Genomic DNA, 18,882 nt, shown 5'->3' with positions numbered 1-18,882 from the left:
TAATGAGTTGAGTGAAACGGTCCCTGCATTCGATGAAGCCCTCAGAACTCTTCAAGACGCTGCCCCTGCCGCGCTGGGTGAGCCTGACCATCACCATCTGCGTGGGGTGCCTCATAGCGCTCGAGGCGGGCGCCACCTTCCTTGGGCTGCCCTACACCTCCTATGAGGATCTGGTCGAGATCTGCCTCGTCGGCGCCCTGGTGGCCCTGACCGGGCGGTGGCCCGCCTACGGGGCCCTGGCCTTCCTCGTGGCCTCTCTCTTCTCCCTGGCCTGGATGGAGCCCGCGCTCTTCCGGATCACCACCATCCCGATGGCGGCCCTGGTGGCCCGCACCTGCAGCTGGCAGTTCGGGGTGCTCGCCTCCTGCCTGACGGGCTTGTGGGCCGTCATCCTCGGGCTGACCGGCGACACCATGTGGTTCGACGGCGTCACGCTCATCTTCTTCGTCGTCCTGGGCACCGGACTCGGGCTGTCCATCCGCCTCGCAGCCCTGCGCAACCTCCGCCTGAGCCAAGAGGTCAGGCTGCAGGAGGAGGCACGGGAGAAGGCGGTCACGGCCGAGCGCAAGCGGATCGCCGCCGAGCTGCACGACGTCGTCGCGCACGACCTCACGATCATCGCGATGCAGGCCCGCGTCCTGGACACCGCGACCGAGCCCGAGGATCGACTCGAGGCCCGCCAGGCGATCGGCGACGCCTCCCGTCAGGCCCTCAAGGACATGCGCCGGATGCTCGGGATCCTCTACGGGCCCGACACCGCTGCGAACGTCGCCGAAGCCGAGGAGACGACGGGCGGACTGCGCCTGCGCGTCCACGAGTTCGCGGGGCTCCTGAAGGCCCAGGGCGCCCGGGTCGAGGTGGACATGCCGGCGGACCTCGAGGTTCCCCGCTCGCTGGAGCTCACCCTCATCAGGATCGCCCAAGAGGCGACCACGAACATCCTGAAGCACGCCCTGGGGACGCCCTCGGTCCAGTACGTCGTCGAGACCGGAGAGAACTCGATCACGCTGTCGGTCACCAACAGCCGAGCGATCCGGAGGGCGCACACCGAGTTCCCCTCGTCCGGCTTCGGCCTGGTCGGCCTCCGCGAGCGCGTCACGGTCTACGGGGGCGCCATCGAAAGCGGCCCCACCGCCGAAGGGTGGATGGTCCGCGCCACGTTCGCGACCACCAACGCCTGAGGCCGCACGCTCCGGAGGCAGCGCCCTGCGCCGGACCGGGACCTCCACCTCGGCCGCGCGCTCGCACCGCCTCGACCAGTCGACTCGTCGGAGGCATCGAAAGCAGCGGTCGAGGTGGCGTCGGAGGCGACGCCCGTCCCGGCCCGCTGCGCCGGCAGACACGCGATCCCGCCTGGTGAACGGGCTGTGAGGTGTGCTACGTTCCACGGTAGGTCGCGTTAATTTGTACTGTCAATGTGTCAAAAGACGAAGGAGTCGCGCGTGAAGATCGGTGTTCTGACGGACAGCCTGACGGATCTGACCCTGGACGAGGCCCTGGCCCACTCCCGGAGCGTCGGGGCCGAGACCGTGGAGTTCGGCGCGGGGCCGTGGTCCCCGAAGCCGCACCTCAGCGCCCCGGAGCTGCTCGCCTCGGAGGCGGGGCGGCAGAACCTCCTGCGCCACGTGGCGGACGCGGGCCTGGAGATCTCCGCGATCAACGCCAGCGGCAACCCCCTCCACCCCGACGAGCCGGAGAACGACCGGGCCACCCGCGACGCGATTCGCCTCGCGGGCGAGCTGGGCGTGGGCACCGTGGTCCTGATGTCCGGGCTGCCCGCCGGGTGCGCGGAGGACCGCATGCCCAACTGGATCACCACCTCCTGGCCGCCGGAGACCACCCGGATGCTGCGGTACCAGTGGGACGACGTCGCCCTGCCGTACTGGGCCGACCTGGCAGCCTTCGCCCGGGAGGCCGGCGTCGAGCGCCTGGCCGTGGAGATGCACGCCAACCAGCTGGTCTACAACGTGCCCTCGGCGCTGCGCCTGCGCGAGGAGATCGGCGAGACCGTGGGCGTGAACTTCGACCCCAGCCACCTCATCTGGATGGGCGCGGACCCGATCCGGGCCATCGACGCCCTCGGTCCCGCGATCCAGCACGTGCACGCCAAGGACACCCGGGTCGAGGAGGCGGCCGCGATCCGCAGCCACCTCGAGTACCTGACCGTGGACCACCCCGCCGAGCGCTCTTGGAACTACGTCACCGTGGGCCGCGGGGCCGAGGGCGAGCGGTTCTGGGCCGAGTTCGTCGAGGCCCTGCGGGCCGTGGGGTACGACGGCGCGCTGTCGATCGAGCACGAGGACGTCGAGGTCGGCGGGGCGGACGGTGTCGCCGAGGCCGCGGGGGTGCTCCGCCGGGTGCTCGACGCCGCGCCGGCCTGACCCTCACACCGGGCCCGACGCCGCGGCGGCTCGATCGCCGCCGCGGCCTGACCCGCGGCCCTTGATCGCCGCGGTGGCCTGGCATCCGGCCGCCGAACGCCGCCGCGGCCCGATCCCCGAACGCCCGACGCCGCTCCCACACCGCGCGGGAGCCATCCGAGAACGGCGCGCCCTCGGCGCGCCCCTGACGAAGGAGTCATCCGTGTCCGACACGACCACCCGAGCGCCCGAGACGGCGATGCCGCCGCTCACCAAGGGCCCCCACACCCGCCGCCTGGGCCTCGTGGCCCTGGTGGCGACCCTGGGCGGCCTGCTCTTCGGCTACGACACGGGCGTGATCAACGGCGCCCTGCTGCCGATGAGCGAGGAGCTCGGGCTCACCGCCTTCACCGAGGGCGTGGTGACCAGCTCGCTGCTGTTCGGCGCGGCCGTCGGCGCGATGCTGATCGGCCGGCTCTCGGACGGGTGGGGCCGGCGCAACACCATCATCATGCTCTCGGTCATGTTCTTCGCCGGCGCGGTCCTCTGCGTCACCGCGCCCGGCCTGCCCGTCCTCGTCCTGGGGCGGGTGCTCCTGGGCCTGGCGGTCGGCGGCGCCTCGACCGTGGTCCCGGTGTTCCTCGCGGAGCTCGCCCCCTACGAGATCCGCGGCTCCCTGTCCGGGCGCAACGAGGTCATGATCGTGGCCGGGCAGCTGGCGGCCTTCGTCGTCAACGCCGTCATCGGCAACACGCTGGGCCACCTGGACGGCGTCTGGCGGATCATGCTGGCCGTCTCCGCGATCCCGGCCGTCTTCCTGTTCTTCGGGATGCTGCGCATGCCCGAGTCCCCGCGCTGGCTGCTCTCCCAGGGGCGGGACGAGGAGGCCCTCGCGGTCCTGAGCACGATCCGCTCCCCGGAGCGCGCCCGGGCCGAGGCGGAGTCCATCCGCCGGGCCGTCGCGGCCGAGGGTCGTGCGGAGCGCTCCGGGTGGCGGGCGATCCTCGCGAACCGGTGGCTGCGGCGCATCCTGGTGGTCGGCGTCGCGCTGGGCGTGCTCCAGCAGCTGACCGGCATCAACTCGATGATGTACTACGGGCAGGTCGTGCTCACGGAGTCGGGGTTCGGGCGGCAGGCGGCGCTGATCGCCAACATCGCGCCCGGCGCCATCGGCGTGGTCGGCAGCCTGATCGCCCTGTGGATGATGGAGAAGGTCAATCGCCGGACCATGGTCATCACGGGCTACAGCCTCACCGCGGTCTGCCACGTGCTCATCGGCGCGACGGCGCTGCTGCTGCCCGAGGGCAACCCCGCCCGGCCCTTCGTGATCCTCGCGCTGATCGTCGCCTTCGTCGGCTCGGTGCAGCTGTTCCTCAACGTCGCCACGTGGGTGCTGCTCAGCGAGATCTTCCCGCTGCACATGCGCGCGCTGGGCATGGGCATCTCGGTGTTCTGCATGTGGACGGCCAACGCGCTGCTGAGCCTGACGTTCCCGACGCTGGTCGAGCTCGTCGGGCTGACCGGGTCCTTCTTCGGCTTCGCGGCGGTCAACGCGCTGGCGGTGGCCGTGATGGCGTGGGGCCTGCCGGAGACCCGCGGCCGGACCCTCGAGGAGGTCGAGGAAGGCGTGACCACCGGCGCGATCTACACCGTGGGACGGGAGAGCCGCCGGTAGGGCGGATCCGCCCGGAGGCGACGACGCCGGCCGGGCCGGGCGGAGTCGCCCGCGCGGGCCCGGCGTCGGCGTCGCGGGACCGGCGTCGGCCTCGCAGGTCCGGCGGCGTCCGCGTCGGTCGCACGGGCCCGGCGGCGTCGTTCGTCGCACGGACCCGGCGATGGCGCCGGCCCCGCCTTCGGCGTCAGTTCGCCGCGGTGAAGCGCCTCCCGGCGTGGGCCGGGCGCTCCAGCTCGTCGACGAGCGCGACGGCGAAGTCCTCCGCCGAGATGGACTCGCCCGCGGGCCGGTCGTCCCCGGTCGAGTACTCCCCCGTCCGCTCGCCCGGCGCGATCACCGGGGCGGGTGCGAGCATCGTCCACTCGAGGCCCTCGGAGCCGCGGTAGGCCTCGTAGACCTCTGAGAAGGCGTCCGCCTCGGGCTTGTACTCGGCGGGGAAGCCCGGGGTGTCCTTGAGCAGGGTCCGCTCGTCGGCCTGGAGGGCGCCCGCGCCGCCGACCACCAGGAAGCGCCCGCTGGGTGCCGCCTCGATGAGCGCGCGGTGGTTCGCGACGTCGTCCGCGTAGCTCCCGGTGCGGCCGCTGACCACGGTGATGACGGTGGCGTCGTGGGCGCCGATGGCCTCAGCGACCGCCGCGGTGTCGGCGAGGTCCAGGGGAAGGGCCGTCTCGGCGCCCTGGACCATCGTGCCGCCGCGGCTGTAGGCGTCGACGACGTGACCGCGCTTGGACGCCTCGGCCACGACGCGGGAGCCGACCATGCCGGTGGCCCCGATGACTGCGATCTTCATGATGACTCCTTCGTTCCGGGGCCGGACGGTCGTCCGATCGACCCGATAGGGGCTACAGTATCTTTCGGATACCAGATACCTCAACGTAACCACAGGAGATGAGGACGGATGACGCTCACCGCGCCCGCCGGCGCCGCGGACCTCGCGGCGCAGGACTTCGACATCATGAGCCCCCGGTGCCCCTCGCGCACCGTGCTCCGGCACGTCGTCGACCGCTGGACCCCGCTGATCGTCACGGCCCTGGCCGAGGCGCCGCTGCGGTTCGGGCGGCTCCGCGAGCGCGTCGGCGGGGTGACGCCCAAGGTCCTCGCCGAGACGCTGCGCTCCCTGGAGCGGGACGGCCTCGTGCTGAGGACGGTCACCCCGACGTCGCCGCCGCGGGTCGACTACGAGCTGACGGGGCTGGGCGCCACGCTCGCCGGACCCATCCAGACCCTGCGCGAGTGGGCCGAGGACCACGCAGACACGGTCCTCGCGGCGCGGGAGCGCTACGACGCCGCGTGATCGGCGCCCGCGCCGCCGGCCTCACCCCTCCAGGGACGCGACGTCGATCACCGCCCGGTACCGCACGTCCCCGGACACGACGCGATCGTAGTACTCGCCCACCTGGTCGGCCCGGATGACCTCGACCGTCGCCCCGATCCCGTGCTCCGCGCAGAAGTCCAGCATCTCCTGGGTCTCCGGCAGGCCGCCGACCATCGAGCCGGCGTAGTTCCGGCGCATCGTGAGCAGCGAGAAGATGTTGAAGGGCTGCAGCTCGCTCGGGGCGCCCAGGTTGACCATGGTGCCGCCGCGGTTCAGCAGGCCGAAGAACGCATCGAGGTCCACGCCGGCGCCGACCGTGTTGACGATCAGGTCGAAGCTGCCGGCCAGCTCCTCGAAGACCCCCTCGTCCTCGGTCGCGTAGTAGTGCCGCGCGCCGAAGGCCAGTCCGTCCTCCCTCTTGCGGTCGGTGCGGCTGAGGACGCTGACCTCCGCGCCCAGGGCGGCCGCGATCTTCACGGCCACGTGCCCCAGCCCGCCCATGCCCACGACGCCGACCCGCTTCCCGGGCCCCGCCCCGTACCGCTTGAGCGGGGCGTAGGTGGTGATCCCGGCGCACAGCAGCGGGGTGGTCTCGGCGAGGTCGACGCCGTCGGGGATGCGCAGCACGAAGTGGTCCCTCACCACGACCTGCTGGCTGTAGCCGCCGTAGGTGACCTCGCCGTCGTACTCCGTGGAGTTGTAGGTCTGGACGACGCCGCGCTCGCAGAACTGCTCCTCGCCGTCCCGGCAGGCCTCGCACTCGAGGCACGAGTCGACGAAGCAGCCGACGCCGACCGTGTCCCCCTCCTTCAGGCCGGTCACCTCGGGGCCGGTCTCCGCGACGGTGCCGACGATCTCGTGCCCGGGGACCATGGGGAAGATCGCGCCGCCCCACTCGTCGCGGGCCTGGTGGATGTCGGAGTGGCAGATGCCGGCGTAGCGGATGTCGATGCGGACGTCGTGGGGCCGCAGGTCCCGCCGGTCGATGGAGGTGCGCTCGAACGGGCCGCTGGCCTCGGACACGGACAGGGCGTTGACTGTGGTCGTCATGCTTGCCTTTCCGGCGGGGCCGCGCGGAACGGGGTCCCGGCCTGGATCGCGATGCGGGGTGGGCGAGCCGTGATGCGGCTCACCAGGTCATCGTCTGCCATTTCAGTTTTGAAGTAAAGGGGCCGCCCGCGACACGACGAGGGCGTGCCCGCGACCCGCACCTCTCCCCACGAGCGGGGGGAGACGCGAGGGCGGGCACGCCCTTCGGACTGCCGCAGCGCCTAGAAGTCGGTCTTCAGCGTGATCTCGACGCCGGACAGCGCCTTGCTGACGGGGCAGGTGTCCTTGGCCTGCTCGGCGGCCTTGCGGATCGCGTCGCCGTCGATGCCGTCGACGTCGCCCGACACGTTCAGGACGATGCCGGTCAGCTTGAAGCCGCCGCTCTGCTCCGGACCCATCGAGACGTCGGCGGTGACGTCCAGGGAGTTCACGGTGCCGCCGGCCTCGCCGAGCAGCGCGGAGAACTGCATCGCGTAGCAGGAGGAGTGCGCCGCGGCGATGAGCTCCTCGGGGCTGGTGGTGCCGTCGGCCTTGTCGGAGGCGCGCTTGGGGAACGACACGTCGAAGGTGCCGATCTCGGAGCTGCTCATCTCGACCTGACCCGAGCCCTCCTCGAGGGAGCCCTTCCAAGCGGTTCGGGAAGTGCGTGTGGGCATGCTGTGTCTCCTATCACTGATGGGGCGTGGGTGATTCGAGACTATGCGCACCGCGAGCCGCCTGGCAACGCGAGTCCACGCCCGCGCGTCGTGACGCCCGCGACGACCGGGGAGCCCGGGACACCTGCGAAGCCCGGGACATCCGGGGCATGCGGGACACGCCCCTACCCCAGCACGACGACGACGCCCAGCACCCCCAGCGCACAGGTGGCCGCGCTCGTGACCAGGACCGCCGCGACGTCGGGCTCCAGGGACTCGTCCGAGATGCCCCGGCTCTGACGCCGGTAGCGCAGCCGCTGGGTCGCGTAGATGGCCCCGGCCACCGCGGCGGCGAGCAGCGCCAGCATGAGCATCAGCGCCCCGTAGCGGGGAAGCCAGCGGAGGAAGACGGCCGCGACCGTGGTGAACAGCAGGAGGGTCCGCCCCCACGCCAGCACCGTCCGCTCGGGCTGCAGCCCCGGGTCCTCGTGCAGGGGCGGACGGCGGGAGGCGCTCCCGGGCGAGCTGCGCCGGGCGGAGCGCCCCGGGGAGCCGCGGAAGGCGCCGCGCGGGCCCGGGCGGCGGCCGGTGCTCATCGCGCGAGCGCGATCACGACGATGACCAGGACCATCGCCGCCCCGCAGCTGAAGCTGAGCAACGGGACGATCAGCGGGACCGGCAGCGCGCGCCGGCGCCGCATGCTCCGCTCGACCCGCACCCAGCGGACCGCCGCCCCGGTGCTGACGAGCACGCCCACCCCGATCAGGACCACCGCGAAGACCTGGCGCAGGGGGTCGTCGAAGATCGGCACCGCGAAGGCCTCCAGCGCGATGCCGCCGGCCAGGAACGCCAGGGCCGTGCGGATCCACGCGAGGAAGGTGCGCTCGTTGGCGAGCGTGAAGCGGGGGTCCGGCTCCTCCCCGTCGGGGAAGAACCAGGCGGCGATCCGGCTCCGCTCCGGGGCGTCTGACATCGGTGTACCTTTCACCTTTCGCCGCTGCATCCGCGGTGCGTGGGCAGGGCTCGACGCAGTGTGGATGCTTCTCGAATCGTCTCTTAGTATGGCGTCCGCGCGGTGGGAAGACCAATGGAGACAGCACGGGCTGAGTGACGATGTCGGGATGAGTGACGTCGTCGTGCTCCGCTAGCCAAGAGCACCGGCGATCGTACCTTCGAACGCAGTGTCTTGCAGATCCTGCTCCCCTCATCGGCTATCTCGCCGGGCCATCGGCCTGCCCCGAGCATTTCTGTCGGTCGCCCTGGCGACGGGGCTGATGCTGCGCCGCGATCTCGGGGCGAGCGCGGTGACCGGCGCCACAGCTCTCACGCTCTTCAGCGCGGCGATGTTCGCCTCCCGCTCCCTCAGCGATGGCCTGCTGCGCAGCTGCCCCGACTCGCTGTTCCTGGTCGCTGCGGGAGGGTGCATGACGGTGGCCTCCGCCGCCGCGTACTTCGCGGGGGATCCGGTGGTCACCGCCGTCGCACTGCCCGTCGTCGGCCTGTGCATCGGTCCGGTCTTCCCGCTGGCACTATCCCGCGGAACCCGCGCCCTGCCCGGTCGCGCCGCACACGTCGCGGCCCATCTCAGCATCCTCGGGTACGCGGCGCACCTGGGCGGGCCACCGACCATCGGCTACCTCGCCGAGCTGGTCGGCCCGCCCCGGGCGTTCCCGGGGGTCCTGTGCGCGGTGGCCGTCCTGTTCCTCCTGGTCTCGCGCGGGTTCCGGGAACTCGGTCGAGATAGTCCTCGCGATGGACACCCGGATGTCTAGGGTGGAGGAATGAGGATCGACGTCGAGCTGGCCGAGTGGGAGCAGTCCTGCTGCGGCGCGCCCTTCGGCATCGGTGATTCGGTCGTCTGGATAGTTCGCGCTGTCGAACCGGGCACGACGTCGGCCGTATCCGCTCCCCCCTTCGTGGCGGATCTCCACGGGCAGACGGCCGACGGTGTCCCGTGCCTGCCCGTACCCGGCGTCGTCGTCGGAATCGCGGGGATCGCCTGGCCGAGGGGCCGGGTGCCGAGTTCACCGGGGCGGGTGGTCCGGAGCGAGGGACCGCCGAGGCTCACGACGCTGACGCGGGTGAGAGTGGGCGACCCCGACGGTCCGGATGCGTTCCTCGTCGCGCTCGAGGTGCCGGACGACGCCGAGCTCCCCGTTCCCCTTCCCGGGCCGCGCGCGCCGTGACGAGTGGAGCCCTGCGAGCTCCTTGTCCCGCCGTGACGGCCTCGGTAGCGTGAATCGCACATCGCCATACGGGCGGTGGAACAGGAGGACCTGGCATGGGACTGATGGACAAGGGCAAGGACGCCCTCAACAGCGACAAGGGCGAGAAGGTCACCGACGGCGGCATCGACAAGGCGAAGGACGCGGCCTCCGAGAAGACCGGCGGCCAGTTCGACGACAAGCTCGACCAGGGGGCGGAGGCTGCCGACAAGCGCGTCGGCAACGAGTAAGCCCCGAGCGTCTCACCGCCGCCTCGGCCGCGGAAGTTTCCCGTTGAGGGGACGGACGGAAAGCACACGACGCCCCATACAGGGTGCCGTGGTGCCGTGGCGCCGTGAGCCGGCGACTCCGCGGCCCGGTCTCCGCGCAAGGAGCGAAAAAAGGACACTAGGGCGTCGTGAGCTAGGCATTTTCGGAGGTTTACTTCCGGACATTCCGTCTGCGCGCCCGCCCCTTCGAGCCGTGCGTCGCAGATTGAGTGGTTTGGTCGACCGCTGAGACGATCCACGGGTCGGCCATCGACGTCAGAGGTCAGCCGTCATCGTCGAGATGTCCGGCACGATACTTCCGAAAATCGCTAGTTCACGAACGCCTCGATACTCTCCACCGGGATTTTGCCGCATGCGCGACGGGCCGCAGGGTCAACCCGATGTCCACCGAAACGTTCGCCGGGCCAGGAGACGCGCCCCGGGGACCGATATGCCCGACCCACACCCCGGCTGGCACAACGCCCCGGCCCGCGCCGCCCCCGGGCCTAGGCCCCGCCCACCACCGGCGCCGGCACCTCCCCCCGGTACCCCAGGTCGGCGGAGATCGCCTGCGCGGCCTCGTGGAGCAGCGGCAGCTGCGCCGTGAGCTCCTCGAAGCTCACGACGGCGGTGGGCGCGGCCACCGAGAGCGCCGCCCACACCGCGCCGTCGAGCCCGTAGACCGGGACCGCGATGTAGTCCGCCTGCTTCTCGTGCTCCTCGCGGTCCGCGGCCCAGTTCCGCCGGGCCGCCTCGTCCCAGGTGGCCAGCACCTGCTCGGGGGTCCGCAGCGTGTTCGGGGCGTGCTCCGTGAAGTCGACGCGCGCCAGCATCCGCTGCCGCTCCTCCGGCCCGAGGCTGCCCACGAGCACCTTCGCGACCGCCGTCGCCCCCAGCCAGGCCGGCAGGCCCACGCGCGAGGGGGTCCGCACCGAGGTGCGCGGCTCGATCTTGTCCACGTAGACGACGTCGTCCCCCTCCAGGACGGCCAGGAGCACCGTGTGCCCCACCTGCCGGTTCAGCTGGACGAGGTGCGGGTGCGCGACCGACTGGATCCCGCGGTCCTCCATCGCGGCCGCGGCCAGGGCGAAGACGCTGCGGCCCAGGTGATACCGCTCGTCCGGGTAGCGCACCACGTAGTGCCGCTCCTCCAGGGCGTGGAGGGCGCGCATGATCGTGGTCTTGTGGACGTCGAACGCGCGGCTCAGCTCGGCCAGCGACGCCGGGCCGTCCGACAGGTGGTCCAGGATGTCCATGGCGCGGCCCAGGACTTGGCTCACGGTCGACCTCCCCCGAGGATGCGCGCCGGTGCGCGGGGTGCGGGCCCGCCCGCGCGTCCGCGCACGGGCGGGACAGCGCCCCCGCCGGCTCAAGGCCGGTCGGACGGCGCGGGAGCCGGGGCGGTGAACGGGAGGGAGACCGGCCGGCGGCCGGTCTCCCTCCATTATCCCCCGAGAAAGGGGAAAAGGACCGTCACGCCCCGGGGCCGAGGGCCGCGGAAGGGGCCCTCACGCCCCCGGGGCCGAGGACCGCCGAAGAGCCGGCCGCGCCCCCGGGAGCGAGGACCGCCGAAGGGGCAGGCCGCACCCCCGGGGGGGGCGAGGATCGCCCAGGGATCGATCACGTCCCGGAGACCGCGGCCGCGGCGGAGGCAGCCGGCACGGGAACGTCACCGCCGAGCCGCTCCGCCCACCACCGGTGGAACTCCTCGATGTGGTGCTCGCTCGGCACCAGCGCCCCACCGCGCTCGTAGGCCTTGGAGCTCATCGAGGGCTGGGTCAGCTCGCAGGCCTCGAAGTCCTGCTGATTGACCCGGTGGAACAGCTCGACCGAGTTCGCGACGTCGAGCCCCTGCTCCACGACCTCCGGCATGAACAGCCAGTCGCAGACCACGATGGTCCGCTCGTGCGAGACCGGGAACATCCGGTGGATGATCACGTGGTCCGGCACGGTGTTGATGAAGACCTGCGGCTTCACGGTGATCGCGTAGTACTTCCGGTCCTGGCCCGGCGCGATGGCCGGCAGCGAGCCCACGCCCGAGGAGCCGTCCACGGTGAAGCCCTCGACGTCGTCGCCGAAGCTCGCCCCGTGGATCTCCCCGTTCTTGCGCTGCGAGGCCAGCCCGTCCGCGAACTCCGGGATGACCTCGGTCAGCTCGGGATGGATCGTGGCGCAGTGGTAGCACTCCATGAAGTTCTCGATGATGAGCTTCCAGTTGGCCGCGACGTCGTAGGTCTTGGTCTCCCCGCACCTCAGGCCCTCGATGCCGTAGTTGTCGATGGACTCGACCTCGCCGAAGCGCGTGCTGACCTCCCCCAGCACGGTCTCGTCGAACGACGGCGGGTCCTCGGCCAGGCAGACCCACACGTAGCCGAGCCACGTCCGGACGTGCACGGGCTTCAGGCCGTACTCCTGGCGGTCGACGTCGGGCATGGAGGTCAGGTTGGGCGCGGCCACGAGGTCGCCCTCGAGCGCGTACGTCCACGCGTGGTACCCGCACTGGAGGGTCTTGCTCTTCCCCTCCCCCGAGGTGCAGACCCGCATGCCGCGGTGCCGGCACACGTTGTAGTAGGCCTTGATGCCCGCCTTGCGGGTCCGGACGACGATGATCTCCTCGCGCCCGACGCTCACGGTCTTCCACTGCCCCGGCGAGGCGAGGGCGTCCTCGCGCAGGACGCAGTTCCACATCTTCTCGAAGATCTCCGCCTGCTCGCGGGCGAAGATCTCCGGGTCGGTGTAGGCGTCCCCCGTGGGCGTGGAGAGCAGGGAGGTGCCGGGGACGGGCTCGTTCAGCTGGTCGATGATCATGGGTGGGCCTCCTCGGAGGGTCTAGCGGGACAGCGTGGCGATCCGGCCCGACGCTGCCGATGTCTGGGATGCGGGGGCGGAGATCTGGCGGCGCTTGCGCCAGCACTTCACGTCGCGCAGGCGGTTGATGCCCAGAATCCCGGTCTCCTCGCCGTCGCGGAGGTACCGCACCAGGAGGTTGCCCTCCTCGGGCGTGCCCTCCAGGACCTCGTGGTGGTCGGCACTGTGGATCCGGCCGGCGCCCTGGATGCGGAGGTCGAACTGGTCGGACCAGAAGTACGGCTCCTGCAGCGAGACCGGGGCGGCCCCGGTCAGCGCGGCGGAGACGACCGCGGCCTCCTCCACGGCCTCCTGCCAGTGCCCCACGGGCCGCAGCCCGCTGGAGTGCGAGGCCCACTGCGCGCAGTCGCCCGCGGCGTAGACCCCGGGCACCGAGGCCGCGCCGGCGTCGTCGCACAGGATGGCGGAGGTGTCGTGGGTGAGCCGGATGCCCGACTCCCGCAGCCAGTCGGTGCGGGGCTGGGCGCCGATCGCGCAGATGACCACGTGGGCCCCCAGCGTCGCGCCGCCCGCCAGGACGACCTCGTGGCGCATCGTGTCCCCCACGTACGCGGTGCGCAGCGCCTCGGCGCGGGCGCCCGGGGCGAACCGGACGCCGCGGGCCTCGTGCGCGATGCGGATCGCCTCGGCCACCGGGCGGCCCAGGCGCTTCTCGCCCGGGTAGTCCTCCCCCGCGGCCACGGTCACCGACTCCGCGCCGCGCCCGACGCAGGTCGCCGCGGTCTCCAGGGCCAGGAACCCACCGCCGACCACCACGACGTCGGCCCCGTGCAGGTTGGCGTCGCGCAGCGCGAGGGCGTCCTCCATGCTGCGCAGCACGTAGGGGCGCACGTAGCTCCCCTCCTCGGCGCTCGCGGGCGGCAGGGTGCAGGCGGAGGCGCCGGTGGTGACGACGACGGCGTCGGCCTCGTGGAAGGCGCCGTCGTCGGTGCGGACCCCGAGCGGGCGCTCGGAGAGCCCGACGACGCCGCGGCCGCTGACCCACGCGACGTCGAGCGGGTTCTCCGGGTCGTCGAGCCGGAGGTCCTCCTCGCACACGGCCCCCGTCAGGTAGGCCTTGCTGAGGGCGGGACGGTCGTAGGCGGGGCGGTTCTCCTCGCCGATCACGGTGATCGGGCCGGTGTGGCCGTGGGCCCGCAGCCCGCGGGCGGTGTGGTATCCGGCGAGGCCGGCGCCCACGATGAGGATGCGACAGTCGGGGGTGACGGTCATGACAGGGTCACCCCCGGGGGCAGCTGGGGCGCCTTCTCGGAGAGCTCGACGAGGACGTCGTCGCCGTCGAGTTCCACCTCGTGGACGCGGACCCCGCGCTTGGCCGGCGGCTGGTCCACCTCGCCGGAGATCAGGGAGAAGGTGCTCTCGTGGAGGGGGCACTCGACCCGGCAGTCCTCGACCCAGCCGGCCGCCAGCGAGGCGTCCTGGTGGGTGCACGTGTCGTCGATCGCGTGGACGGTCCCCTCGTCGGTGAGGAAGACCGCTATCGGAGGACTGACGGAGTCGATGCGCAGACCCTCCCCGGGAGTCAGATCGTTCAGGGAGCAGGCTTTGAATGCCACTTCTGGTCACCAACCATTCGGGCCCGTGTTGCATTCTATGCAACGGTTTATGTAATGCACGCCGTGCGTGTCCCCACAGTATGACCCAGGTCATTCTGGGGTCGTCAAGGGATGTGGATGATGTGATGGGAAATTAATGAGACGGAAACTCCGAACGCTTCGGCGGTGCGCTCTGTGCAACGCTACGGGCCGGAATCATGCGGATCTGCGAGCCCCCTGGGAGTCGCCGGGGAGCCGCCGCGACGCCGATCCCGGGGTCGTCAAATCATCAGCGTGCTGGGGAAATAAGTACAAATAACAGATCAGCGTGCTGTTTGTTTACCGGGGCACCAAATGACTTCCGAACGATAATTTTTATGCGATCCCCCGAAAACTCTTGCCGACCGGATTCGGCTATCCGTACTGTTATCGCCTAAGACACACCGAGGGCTCCTCCCCGGTGCGTTCTCGAGAGATCAGGAGGGTCCGGCATGGCAGAGACTCGGTCCGGAGCGGAGGCGCGCGTCGTCGTCGTCGGGCTCGGCGTGGTGGGGGCCGCGGTCGCGGACGAGCTGGTGCTGCGGGGGTGGCGCAACGTCACCGTCGTCGAGCAGGGGCCGCTGTACGTGACCGGCGGGTCGAGCTCGCACGCGCCCGGCTTCGTCTTCCAGACCTCGCCGAGCCGGTCCATGTGCCTGCTCGCCCAGCGGACGCTGGACAAGCTGGACGGTTGCGAGGTCGAGGGCGAGTGGGTCATGAAGCGCGTGGGCGGCTTGGAGATCGCGACGACGCCCGAGCGCGTCCGCGAGCTGCACCGGCGCCACGGCTTCGCCCGCTCGTGGGGCGTGCCGGCCGAGCTGGTCTCGGCCGAGGAGGTCGGGAGGCTCTGGCCCGGGCTGGACACCTCGGAGGTGCTGCTCGGCATGCACACCCCGACCGACGCCGTCGTGAAGGGCATCCGCGCGGTGCAGTTCCAGGCCGAGCGGGCCGTGGCCGGCGGCGCGAGGATCCTCGCCCAGACCGAGGTCACGGGGATCAGGAGCGAGGGCGGGCGGGTCACCGGCGTCGAGGTCGTGCCGGTCGGCTCGGGAAGCCCGCCGGAGACGCTGCCGGCCGACGTCGTGGTCTCCTGCGCGGGGCTCTGGGGGCCCAAGATGGCGCGGCGGATGCTGGGCACGGACCTGCCCATGCTGCCCGTGGAGCACGGCTTCGGCTTCAGCACCCCCGTCCCCTCGCTGACGGACGTCGACGCCGCGACCGAGGTCGTGAGGCCGATGCTGCGGCACCAGGGGCACGCGATGTACTTCCGCGAGTGGGGCGACCGGATCGCGATCGGCGCCTACGAGCACCGGCCCCTGCCGGTCCCGGACGAGATGATCGCGGACCCGGACCGGTTCCTGGCCAGCGGCGTGCACCCGGCGATCCACGACTTCACCCGCGAGGACTACGAGTCCACGTGGGAGGAGGCCCAACGGCTGCTGCCCGGGCTGCGCGGGGCCGAGCTCGACGAGTCGATGAGCTTCAACGGCATCTTCTCCTTCACCCCGGACGGCGGGCCGCTGATGGGCCCCGTGCCGGGCCTCGAGGGGCTGTGGATGGCCCAGTCGGTGTGGGTCACGCAGTCCGCGGGCGTGGGGCAGGTGATGGCCGACTGGATCACCACCGGCGACCCGGGCATGGACACCCACGACCTCGACCTCTCCCGCTTCGACCCGGCCCTGACCTCCCAGCGGTGGGCCCGCGAGCAGGGCGAGGAGTCCTACGACGAGGTGTACGACGTCGTGCACCCCAAGTCCGCGACGCTGCGGCTGCGCGGCATCCGCACCTCCCCGTTCTACGAGCGGCAGCGGGAGCTGGGCGCGGTGTTCAGCTCGGCCAACGGGTGGGAGCGCCCGCTCTGGTACGAGGCGAACGCGGGCCGGGCCGAGCCGATGCTGGGCGAGCGGCCCCTGCCGGAGCGCGACGCCTGGTCGGCGCGGTACTGGAGCCCCACCGTGGCGGTCGAGGCGCGCGGGCTGCGCGAGTCGGCGGGCCTGGTGGACATGTCCTCGCTGCCGCGGCTGACGGTCTCGGGGGCGGGGTCCACCGACTTCCTCAACGGGCTGGCGGAGCGGGGGCGGCTGAGCCGGCCGGTGGGCAAGACCGTGGGCAGCGTGGTCTACGCGCTGATGCAGGACGACGCCGGGGGCGTGCTCTCGGACATCACGATCGCCCGGACCGGGGAGGAGAGCTACCACCTCGGGGTCAACGGGCACCAGGACGAGACGTGGGTGCGGCGGCAGCTCCTGGCCGACCTCGCGGAGGAGCGCGGGGCGGCGGCGTCGGGGTCCATCCGGGTGGCCGACGCCGGGTCCGGGTCCTGCGGCCTGGGGCTGTGGGGGCCGAACGCTCGGGCGATCCTCGCGCAGCTGGTCGAGGAGGACGTCTCCCACGAGGCCTTCCGCTTCTACCGCTGCAGGGAGCTGCGGGTCGTGGGCGTGCCGGTCCTGGCGCTGCGGCTGAGCTACGTGGGCGAGCTGGGCTGGGAGCTCTACGCGCCGGCCGAGTTCGGGCGCTTCCTGTGGGACGCCATCATGGACGCGGGCGCCGAGCACGGGATCCTCCCCGTGGGGCGCCGGGCCTTCGAGAGCATGCGGCTCGAGAAGGGCATGCGCCTGTGGGGCACGGACATGCACCGGGAGCACACGGCCGCCGAGGCCGGCATCGCCTTCGCGGTCAAGGGCGCGGCGGCGGAGCGGCTGGAGGCGATGGGACCGCCCGAGCGCCGGCTGACCTGCCTGACCCTGTGCGACCCCTCGCGGGTGCTGCTGGGGCACGAGCCGGTTTACCGTTCCGGCGGGGCCGCGGCCGGCGAGCGGCCCGTGGGGTACGTGACCAGCGCGGACCAGGGTTACTCGACCGGGCACTCGATCGCCTACGCCTGGCTGCCGGCCGAGCTGGCGGAGCCGGGGGCGGAGGTCGAGGTCGCGTACTTCGACGAGCGCTTCGCCGCGGTCGTCGCCGAAGAGCCCCTGTTCGACCCGACGGCGGCGCGGATGCGATCCTGAGGGGAGCGGGCGGGCGACGTCGTGCGCCCGCCCGAGCCGACATCGAGCCGAGAGGACGCTCCGTTGACCCCTTTCCGGACTGAGGACCGCTCGATCCTCCAGCGCCGCTCGTGCAGGTGGGGTGCGCCGTTGCTGGCGGCGCTCCTGCTCGGAGCGGCCCGCGAGGTCTTGGTACGGGTGCTGACCGGCGGTGGGACGGTCTCCATGCCGATAACGCTGCTGGCAGCCACGGTGCCGGTCGCGATTATCGCCTGCTGCGCGATCCCGCCCCTCCGCCCCGTCGGGCTGATGCAGGAGGTGCTGACCCATCCCGCCAAGGCCTTCGCCTTCACCACGGCCGCCTGTCTGCTCTACGCCCTGCCCGGCGTGTGGGGCTCGCCGGACCCTCTGGAAGCCGGCATCACGTTGGTCCTGAGCGTGGGGCTGGGCGCCGCTGCCGCAGGAGCAGTGGGAGTTTCCCGGCGCCGACGAACACGGGATGCCGCGAGGCGGGCCGGCTCGTGAGCGATCCCCATTCAATGACGACGCCGCCGCCTCCCGAGGGTCCCCGCGAGGGCCGCCCCGCGAACCCGCGCGGGACTGATCGGCTGAGATGGGCGGTCGCGGCGGCCTGGATCGCAGTGGCCCTCGCCGTGACGCTGCGCGCAGTCCTAGGTACGGGCGGCTTCCTAGTCGTCGTGACCGGCGTCGTGGCGCTGAGCGTCTCTGGGCTGGTCGCCGTCACGGGTTCCTCCCGCTCGGGACGCCCCGGGCGCTTCGGTCGTCGATAATTCGGGCCGCGCGTCGGCGAGCCGTGGGATTCAGCTGTCGGGTGCAGGCTTCCACGCCTGCACCGCGGGATCCCAGATGCCACTCGCGCGCGACCGGCCCAGCACCTCCTCGAGGCAACGCGCCGCCACCTCCAGCGAGCTCCGGAGCGAACGGAGGCCCGGCGGGAACTCCGCGAAGTCCCGGGCGGCCCGGGGGTAGGCGGCCTCCCATCCCGGATCCGGCGCGGTCATCGCCGTGGGGCGCGGCGTCCTCCGTGTCCGGGGGACTCCGCGATGTACAGGAGCGGGTTGCCCTGGCCCTCCAGGTCCCGCAGGGCGTCCCAGAAGGACGACGCGATCAGCGCGGCGCATGCATCCGTCACCTGGTCCGCGGTTGCCGGAGAGGCGAGGGCCACCTGTTGAAAGGCTTGCCGCAGCGAGGGTTCGATGCTCCGCTGAACCTGCGACGCGATCGCGCGCCCCCACGCCTCGGACTGATGCTCGAGAACGTCCTGAGCCGTCTCCGGCAGGCCAGCGCTCCTGAGACACGAGGCGACGAGGTCTTCACCACTGCCGTGGCCGTACATCGCCGCGGCAGGCGAGAGGGCCTCAGCCAACGCGCCGTACGTGCCCGGGGCGACCTGGAGGGCGTCTCGGAGGACGGGTGCGAGGTGGTCGACGTCGATCCCATCCCGCACGAGGTCGGCCACGGTCCTCACGACGGAGGTCACGGGCAGGCCGTCGAGGAGTACCCAGTCACCGGCGACCAGCGACGAGCGATGAAACCTCACGTCCAGCTGCGACGTCTGCCGCCGCACCGGAGACGTGAAGTGATGATGGGAAGCGAGGAGATCCCCCAGCCCGTGCGCGACGGCGGCGGACAGATGCGAGACCACCACTTCTGGCTCCCCCAGGGCTCGTTCGTCGGCATCGAGGGAGGGACCGGTCGCGAGCCAGGCGGCCCGGACATCTTGCAAGGGCCCGGAGCCCGCAGAAGGCAGTGCGTAGACCCCGTGCCGGAGGCGCTGCACCGCGCCTCTGTCGGCCAGACGCCCCAGGGTCACCCGATCCACTCCGCGGCTGACCGCCTGCGCGGAGGTGACAAGACCCCACTGAGCGCCGCCGAGCTCCTCGAGGACGGTCAATGCCTGGATTGATTTCACGAGCCACCTCCT

General features: G+C 71.9%; 19 protein-coding genes. 9 read left to right on the top strand and 10 right to left on the bottom strand.

What is annotated here, in order from left to right; all coding sequences use genetic code 11:
• Positions 1 to 32: 32 nt before the first annotated feature.
• The 3 genes from NBM05_RS02835 (at position 33) to NBM05_RS02825 (ending at position 4,035) form a co-directional block, all read left to right on the top strand.
• Positions 33 to 1,181, top strand: coding sequence for a sensor histidine kinase (locus tag NBM05_RS02835; RefSeq protein ID WP_254164971.1), 1,149 nt, complete (start codon positions 33 to 35; stop codon positions 1,179 to 1,181).
• Positions 1,182 to 1,442: 261 nt separating this feature from the next.
• Positions 1,443 to 2,381: a sugar phosphate isomerase/epimerase family protein gene (locus tag NBM05_RS02830; RefSeq protein ID WP_254164970.1), complete on the top strand. Its 939-nt coding sequence runs from the start codon at positions 1,443 to 1,445 to the stop codon at positions 2,379 to 2,381.
• Between the two features lie 238 nt (positions 2,382 to 2,619).
• Positions 2,620 to 4,035: a sugar porter family MFS transporter gene (locus NBM05_RS02825; RefSeq protein WP_254165039.1), complete on the top strand. Its 1,416-nt coding sequence runs from the start codon at positions 2,620 to 2,622 to the stop codon at positions 4,033 to 4,035.
• 184 nt (positions 4,036 to 4,219) lie between these two features.
• On the opposite strand, the gene NBM05_RS02820 is transcribed toward NBM05_RS02825, so the two are convergent.
• The gene (locus NBM05_RS02820; protein ID WP_254164968.1) at positions 4,220 to 4,825 is read right to left on the bottom strand and encodes an NAD(P)-dependent oxidoreductase; all 606 of its coding nucleotides are present in this window, start codon (positions 4,823 to 4,825) and stop codon (positions 4,220 to 4,222) included.
• Positions 4,826 to 4,933: 108 nt separating this feature from the next.
• On the opposite strand from NBM05_RS02820, the gene NBM05_RS02815 reads away from it, so the two are divergent.
• Positions 4,934 to 5,329: a winged helix-turn-helix transcriptional regulator gene (locus NBM05_RS02815; RefSeq protein ID WP_254164967.1), complete on the top strand. Its 396-nt coding sequence runs from the start codon at positions 4,934 to 4,936 to the stop codon at positions 5,327 to 5,329.
• Between the two features lie 21 nt (positions 5,330 to 5,350).
• Here the strand turns inward: NBM05_RS02815 and NBM05_RS02810 are convergent, their stop codons facing one another.
• The 4 genes from NBM05_RS02810 to NBM05_RS02795 form a co-directional block, all read right to left on the bottom strand.
• Positions 5,351 to 6,400, bottom strand: coding sequence for an NAD(P)-dependent alcohol dehydrogenase (locus NBM05_RS02810; RefSeq protein ID WP_254164966.1), 1,050 nt, complete (start codon positions 6,398 to 6,400; stop codon positions 5,351 to 5,353).
• A gap of 221 nt (positions 6,401 to 6,621) precedes the next feature.
• Entirely contained in the window at positions 6,622 to 7,056 is a 435-nt protein-coding gene (locus tag NBM05_RS02805; RefSeq protein ID WP_254164965.1) for an OsmC family peroxiredoxin, read from the bottom strand.
• Between the two features lie 164 nt (positions 7,057 to 7,220).
• Positions 7,221 to 7,631: a DUF202 domain-containing protein gene (locus tag NBM05_RS02800; RefSeq protein WP_309248099.1), complete on the bottom strand. Its 411-nt coding sequence runs from the start codon at positions 7,629 to 7,631 to the stop codon at positions 7,221 to 7,223.
• Positions 7,628 to 8,008, bottom strand: coding sequence for a YidH family protein (locus NBM05_RS02795; protein ID WP_254164964.1), 381 nt, complete (start codon positions 8,006 to 8,008; stop codon positions 7,628 to 7,630). The genes NBM05_RS02800 and NBM05_RS02795 overlap by 4 nt, the downstream gene beginning before the upstream one ends.
• 301 nt (positions 8,009 to 8,309) lie before the next feature.
• Here NBM05_RS02795 and NBM05_RS02790 point away from each other — a divergent pair, with 301 nt between their 5' ends.
• From NBM05_RS02790 to NBM05_RS02780, 3 genes are all read left to right on the top strand, one after another.
• On the top strand, positions 8,310 to 8,807 hold the full coding sequence (locus tag NBM05_RS02790; RefSeq protein ID WP_254164963.1) for an MFS transporter: 498 nt from the start codon (positions 8,310 to 8,312) through the stop codon (positions 8,805 to 8,807).
• A 9-nt stretch (positions 8,808 to 8,816) separates the two neighbouring features.
• Positions 8,817 to 9,221 (top strand): DUF6578 domain-containing protein, encoded by a 405-nt coding sequence (locus NBM05_RS02785; protein ID WP_254164962.1) that lies wholly within the window; start codon positions 8,817 to 8,819, stop codon positions 9,219 to 9,221.
• Between the two features lie 95 nt (positions 9,222 to 9,316).
• Complete coding sequence (locus NBM05_RS02780; RefSeq protein ID WP_254164960.1) at positions 9,317 to 9,490, top strand: antitoxin; 174 nt, start codon at positions 9,317 to 9,319, stop codon at positions 9,488 to 9,490.
• Between the two features lie 524 nt (positions 9,491 to 10,014).
• Here the strand turns inward: NBM05_RS02780 and NBM05_RS02775 are convergent.
• The 4 genes from NBM05_RS02775 to NBM05_RS02760 form a co-directional block, all read right to left on the bottom strand.
• Positions 10,015 to 10,788: an IclR family transcriptional regulator gene (locus NBM05_RS02775; protein WP_254164958.1), complete on the bottom strand. Its 774-nt coding sequence runs from the start codon at positions 10,786 to 10,788 to the stop codon at positions 10,015 to 10,017.
• A gap of 340 nt (positions 10,789 to 11,128) precedes the next feature.
• Positions 11,129 to 12,316 carry an aromatic ring-hydroxylating oxygenase subunit alpha gene (locus NBM05_RS02770; RefSeq protein ID WP_254164956.1) on the bottom strand — a complete coding sequence of 396 codons (1,188 nt, stop codon included), beginning with the start codon at positions 12,314 to 12,316 and terminating at the stop codon, positions 11,129 to 11,131.
• 21 nt (positions 12,317 to 12,337) lie between these two features.
• The gene (locus NBM05_RS02765) at positions 12,338 to 13,588 is read right to left on the bottom strand and encodes an NAD(P)/FAD-dependent oxidoreductase (RefSeq protein ID WP_254164954.1); all 1,251 of its coding nucleotides are present in this window, start codon (positions 13,586 to 13,588) and stop codon (positions 12,338 to 12,340) included.
• Positions 13,585 to 13,932 carry a bifunctional 3-phenylpropionate/cinnamic acid dioxygenase ferredoxin subunit gene (locus tag NBM05_RS02760; protein ID WP_254164953.1) on the bottom strand — a complete coding sequence of 116 codons (348 nt, stop codon included), beginning with the start codon at positions 13,930 to 13,932 and terminating at the stop codon, positions 13,585 to 13,587. Before NBM05_RS02760 ends, NBM05_RS02765 begins: the two co-directional genes overlap by 4 nt.
• Before the next feature lie 470 nt (positions 13,933 to 14,402).
• Here NBM05_RS02760 and NBM05_RS02755 point away from each other — a divergent pair, with 470 nt between their 5' ends.
• Together NBM05_RS02755 and NBM05_RS02750 are read left to right on the top strand one after the other, a co-directional pair.
• Positions 14,403 to 16,958, top strand: a complete 2,556-nt coding sequence (locus tag NBM05_RS02755) for a GcvT family protein (protein WP_254164952.1) — start codon at positions 14,403 to 14,405, stop codon at positions 16,956 to 16,958.
• A 63-nt stretch (positions 16,959 to 17,021) separates the two neighbouring features.
• The gene (locus NBM05_RS02750; RefSeq protein ID WP_254164951.1) at positions 17,022 to 17,462 is read left to right on the top strand and encodes a hypothetical protein; all 441 of its coding nucleotides are present in this window, start codon (positions 17,022 to 17,024) and stop codon (positions 17,460 to 17,462) included.
• A gap of 493 nt (positions 17,463 to 17,955) precedes the next feature.
• On the opposite strand, the gene NBM05_RS02745 is transcribed toward NBM05_RS02750, so the two are convergent.
• Positions 17,956 to 18,870: a type IV toxin-antitoxin system AbiEi family antitoxin domain-containing protein gene (locus NBM05_RS02745; RefSeq protein ID WP_254164950.1), complete on the bottom strand. Its 915-nt coding sequence runs from the start codon at positions 18,868 to 18,870 to the stop codon at positions 17,956 to 17,958.
• Positions 18,871 to 18,882: the final 12 nt, after the last annotated feature.

Source organism: Rothia santali, assembly GCF_024199905.1.
GTDB lineage: Bacteria > Actinomycetota > Actinomycetes > Actinomycetales > Micrococcaceae > Rothia > Rothia santali.
Note: the sequence above shows the minus strand (reverse complement) of the source record. Positions and strands in the feature narration are given on the sequence as shown.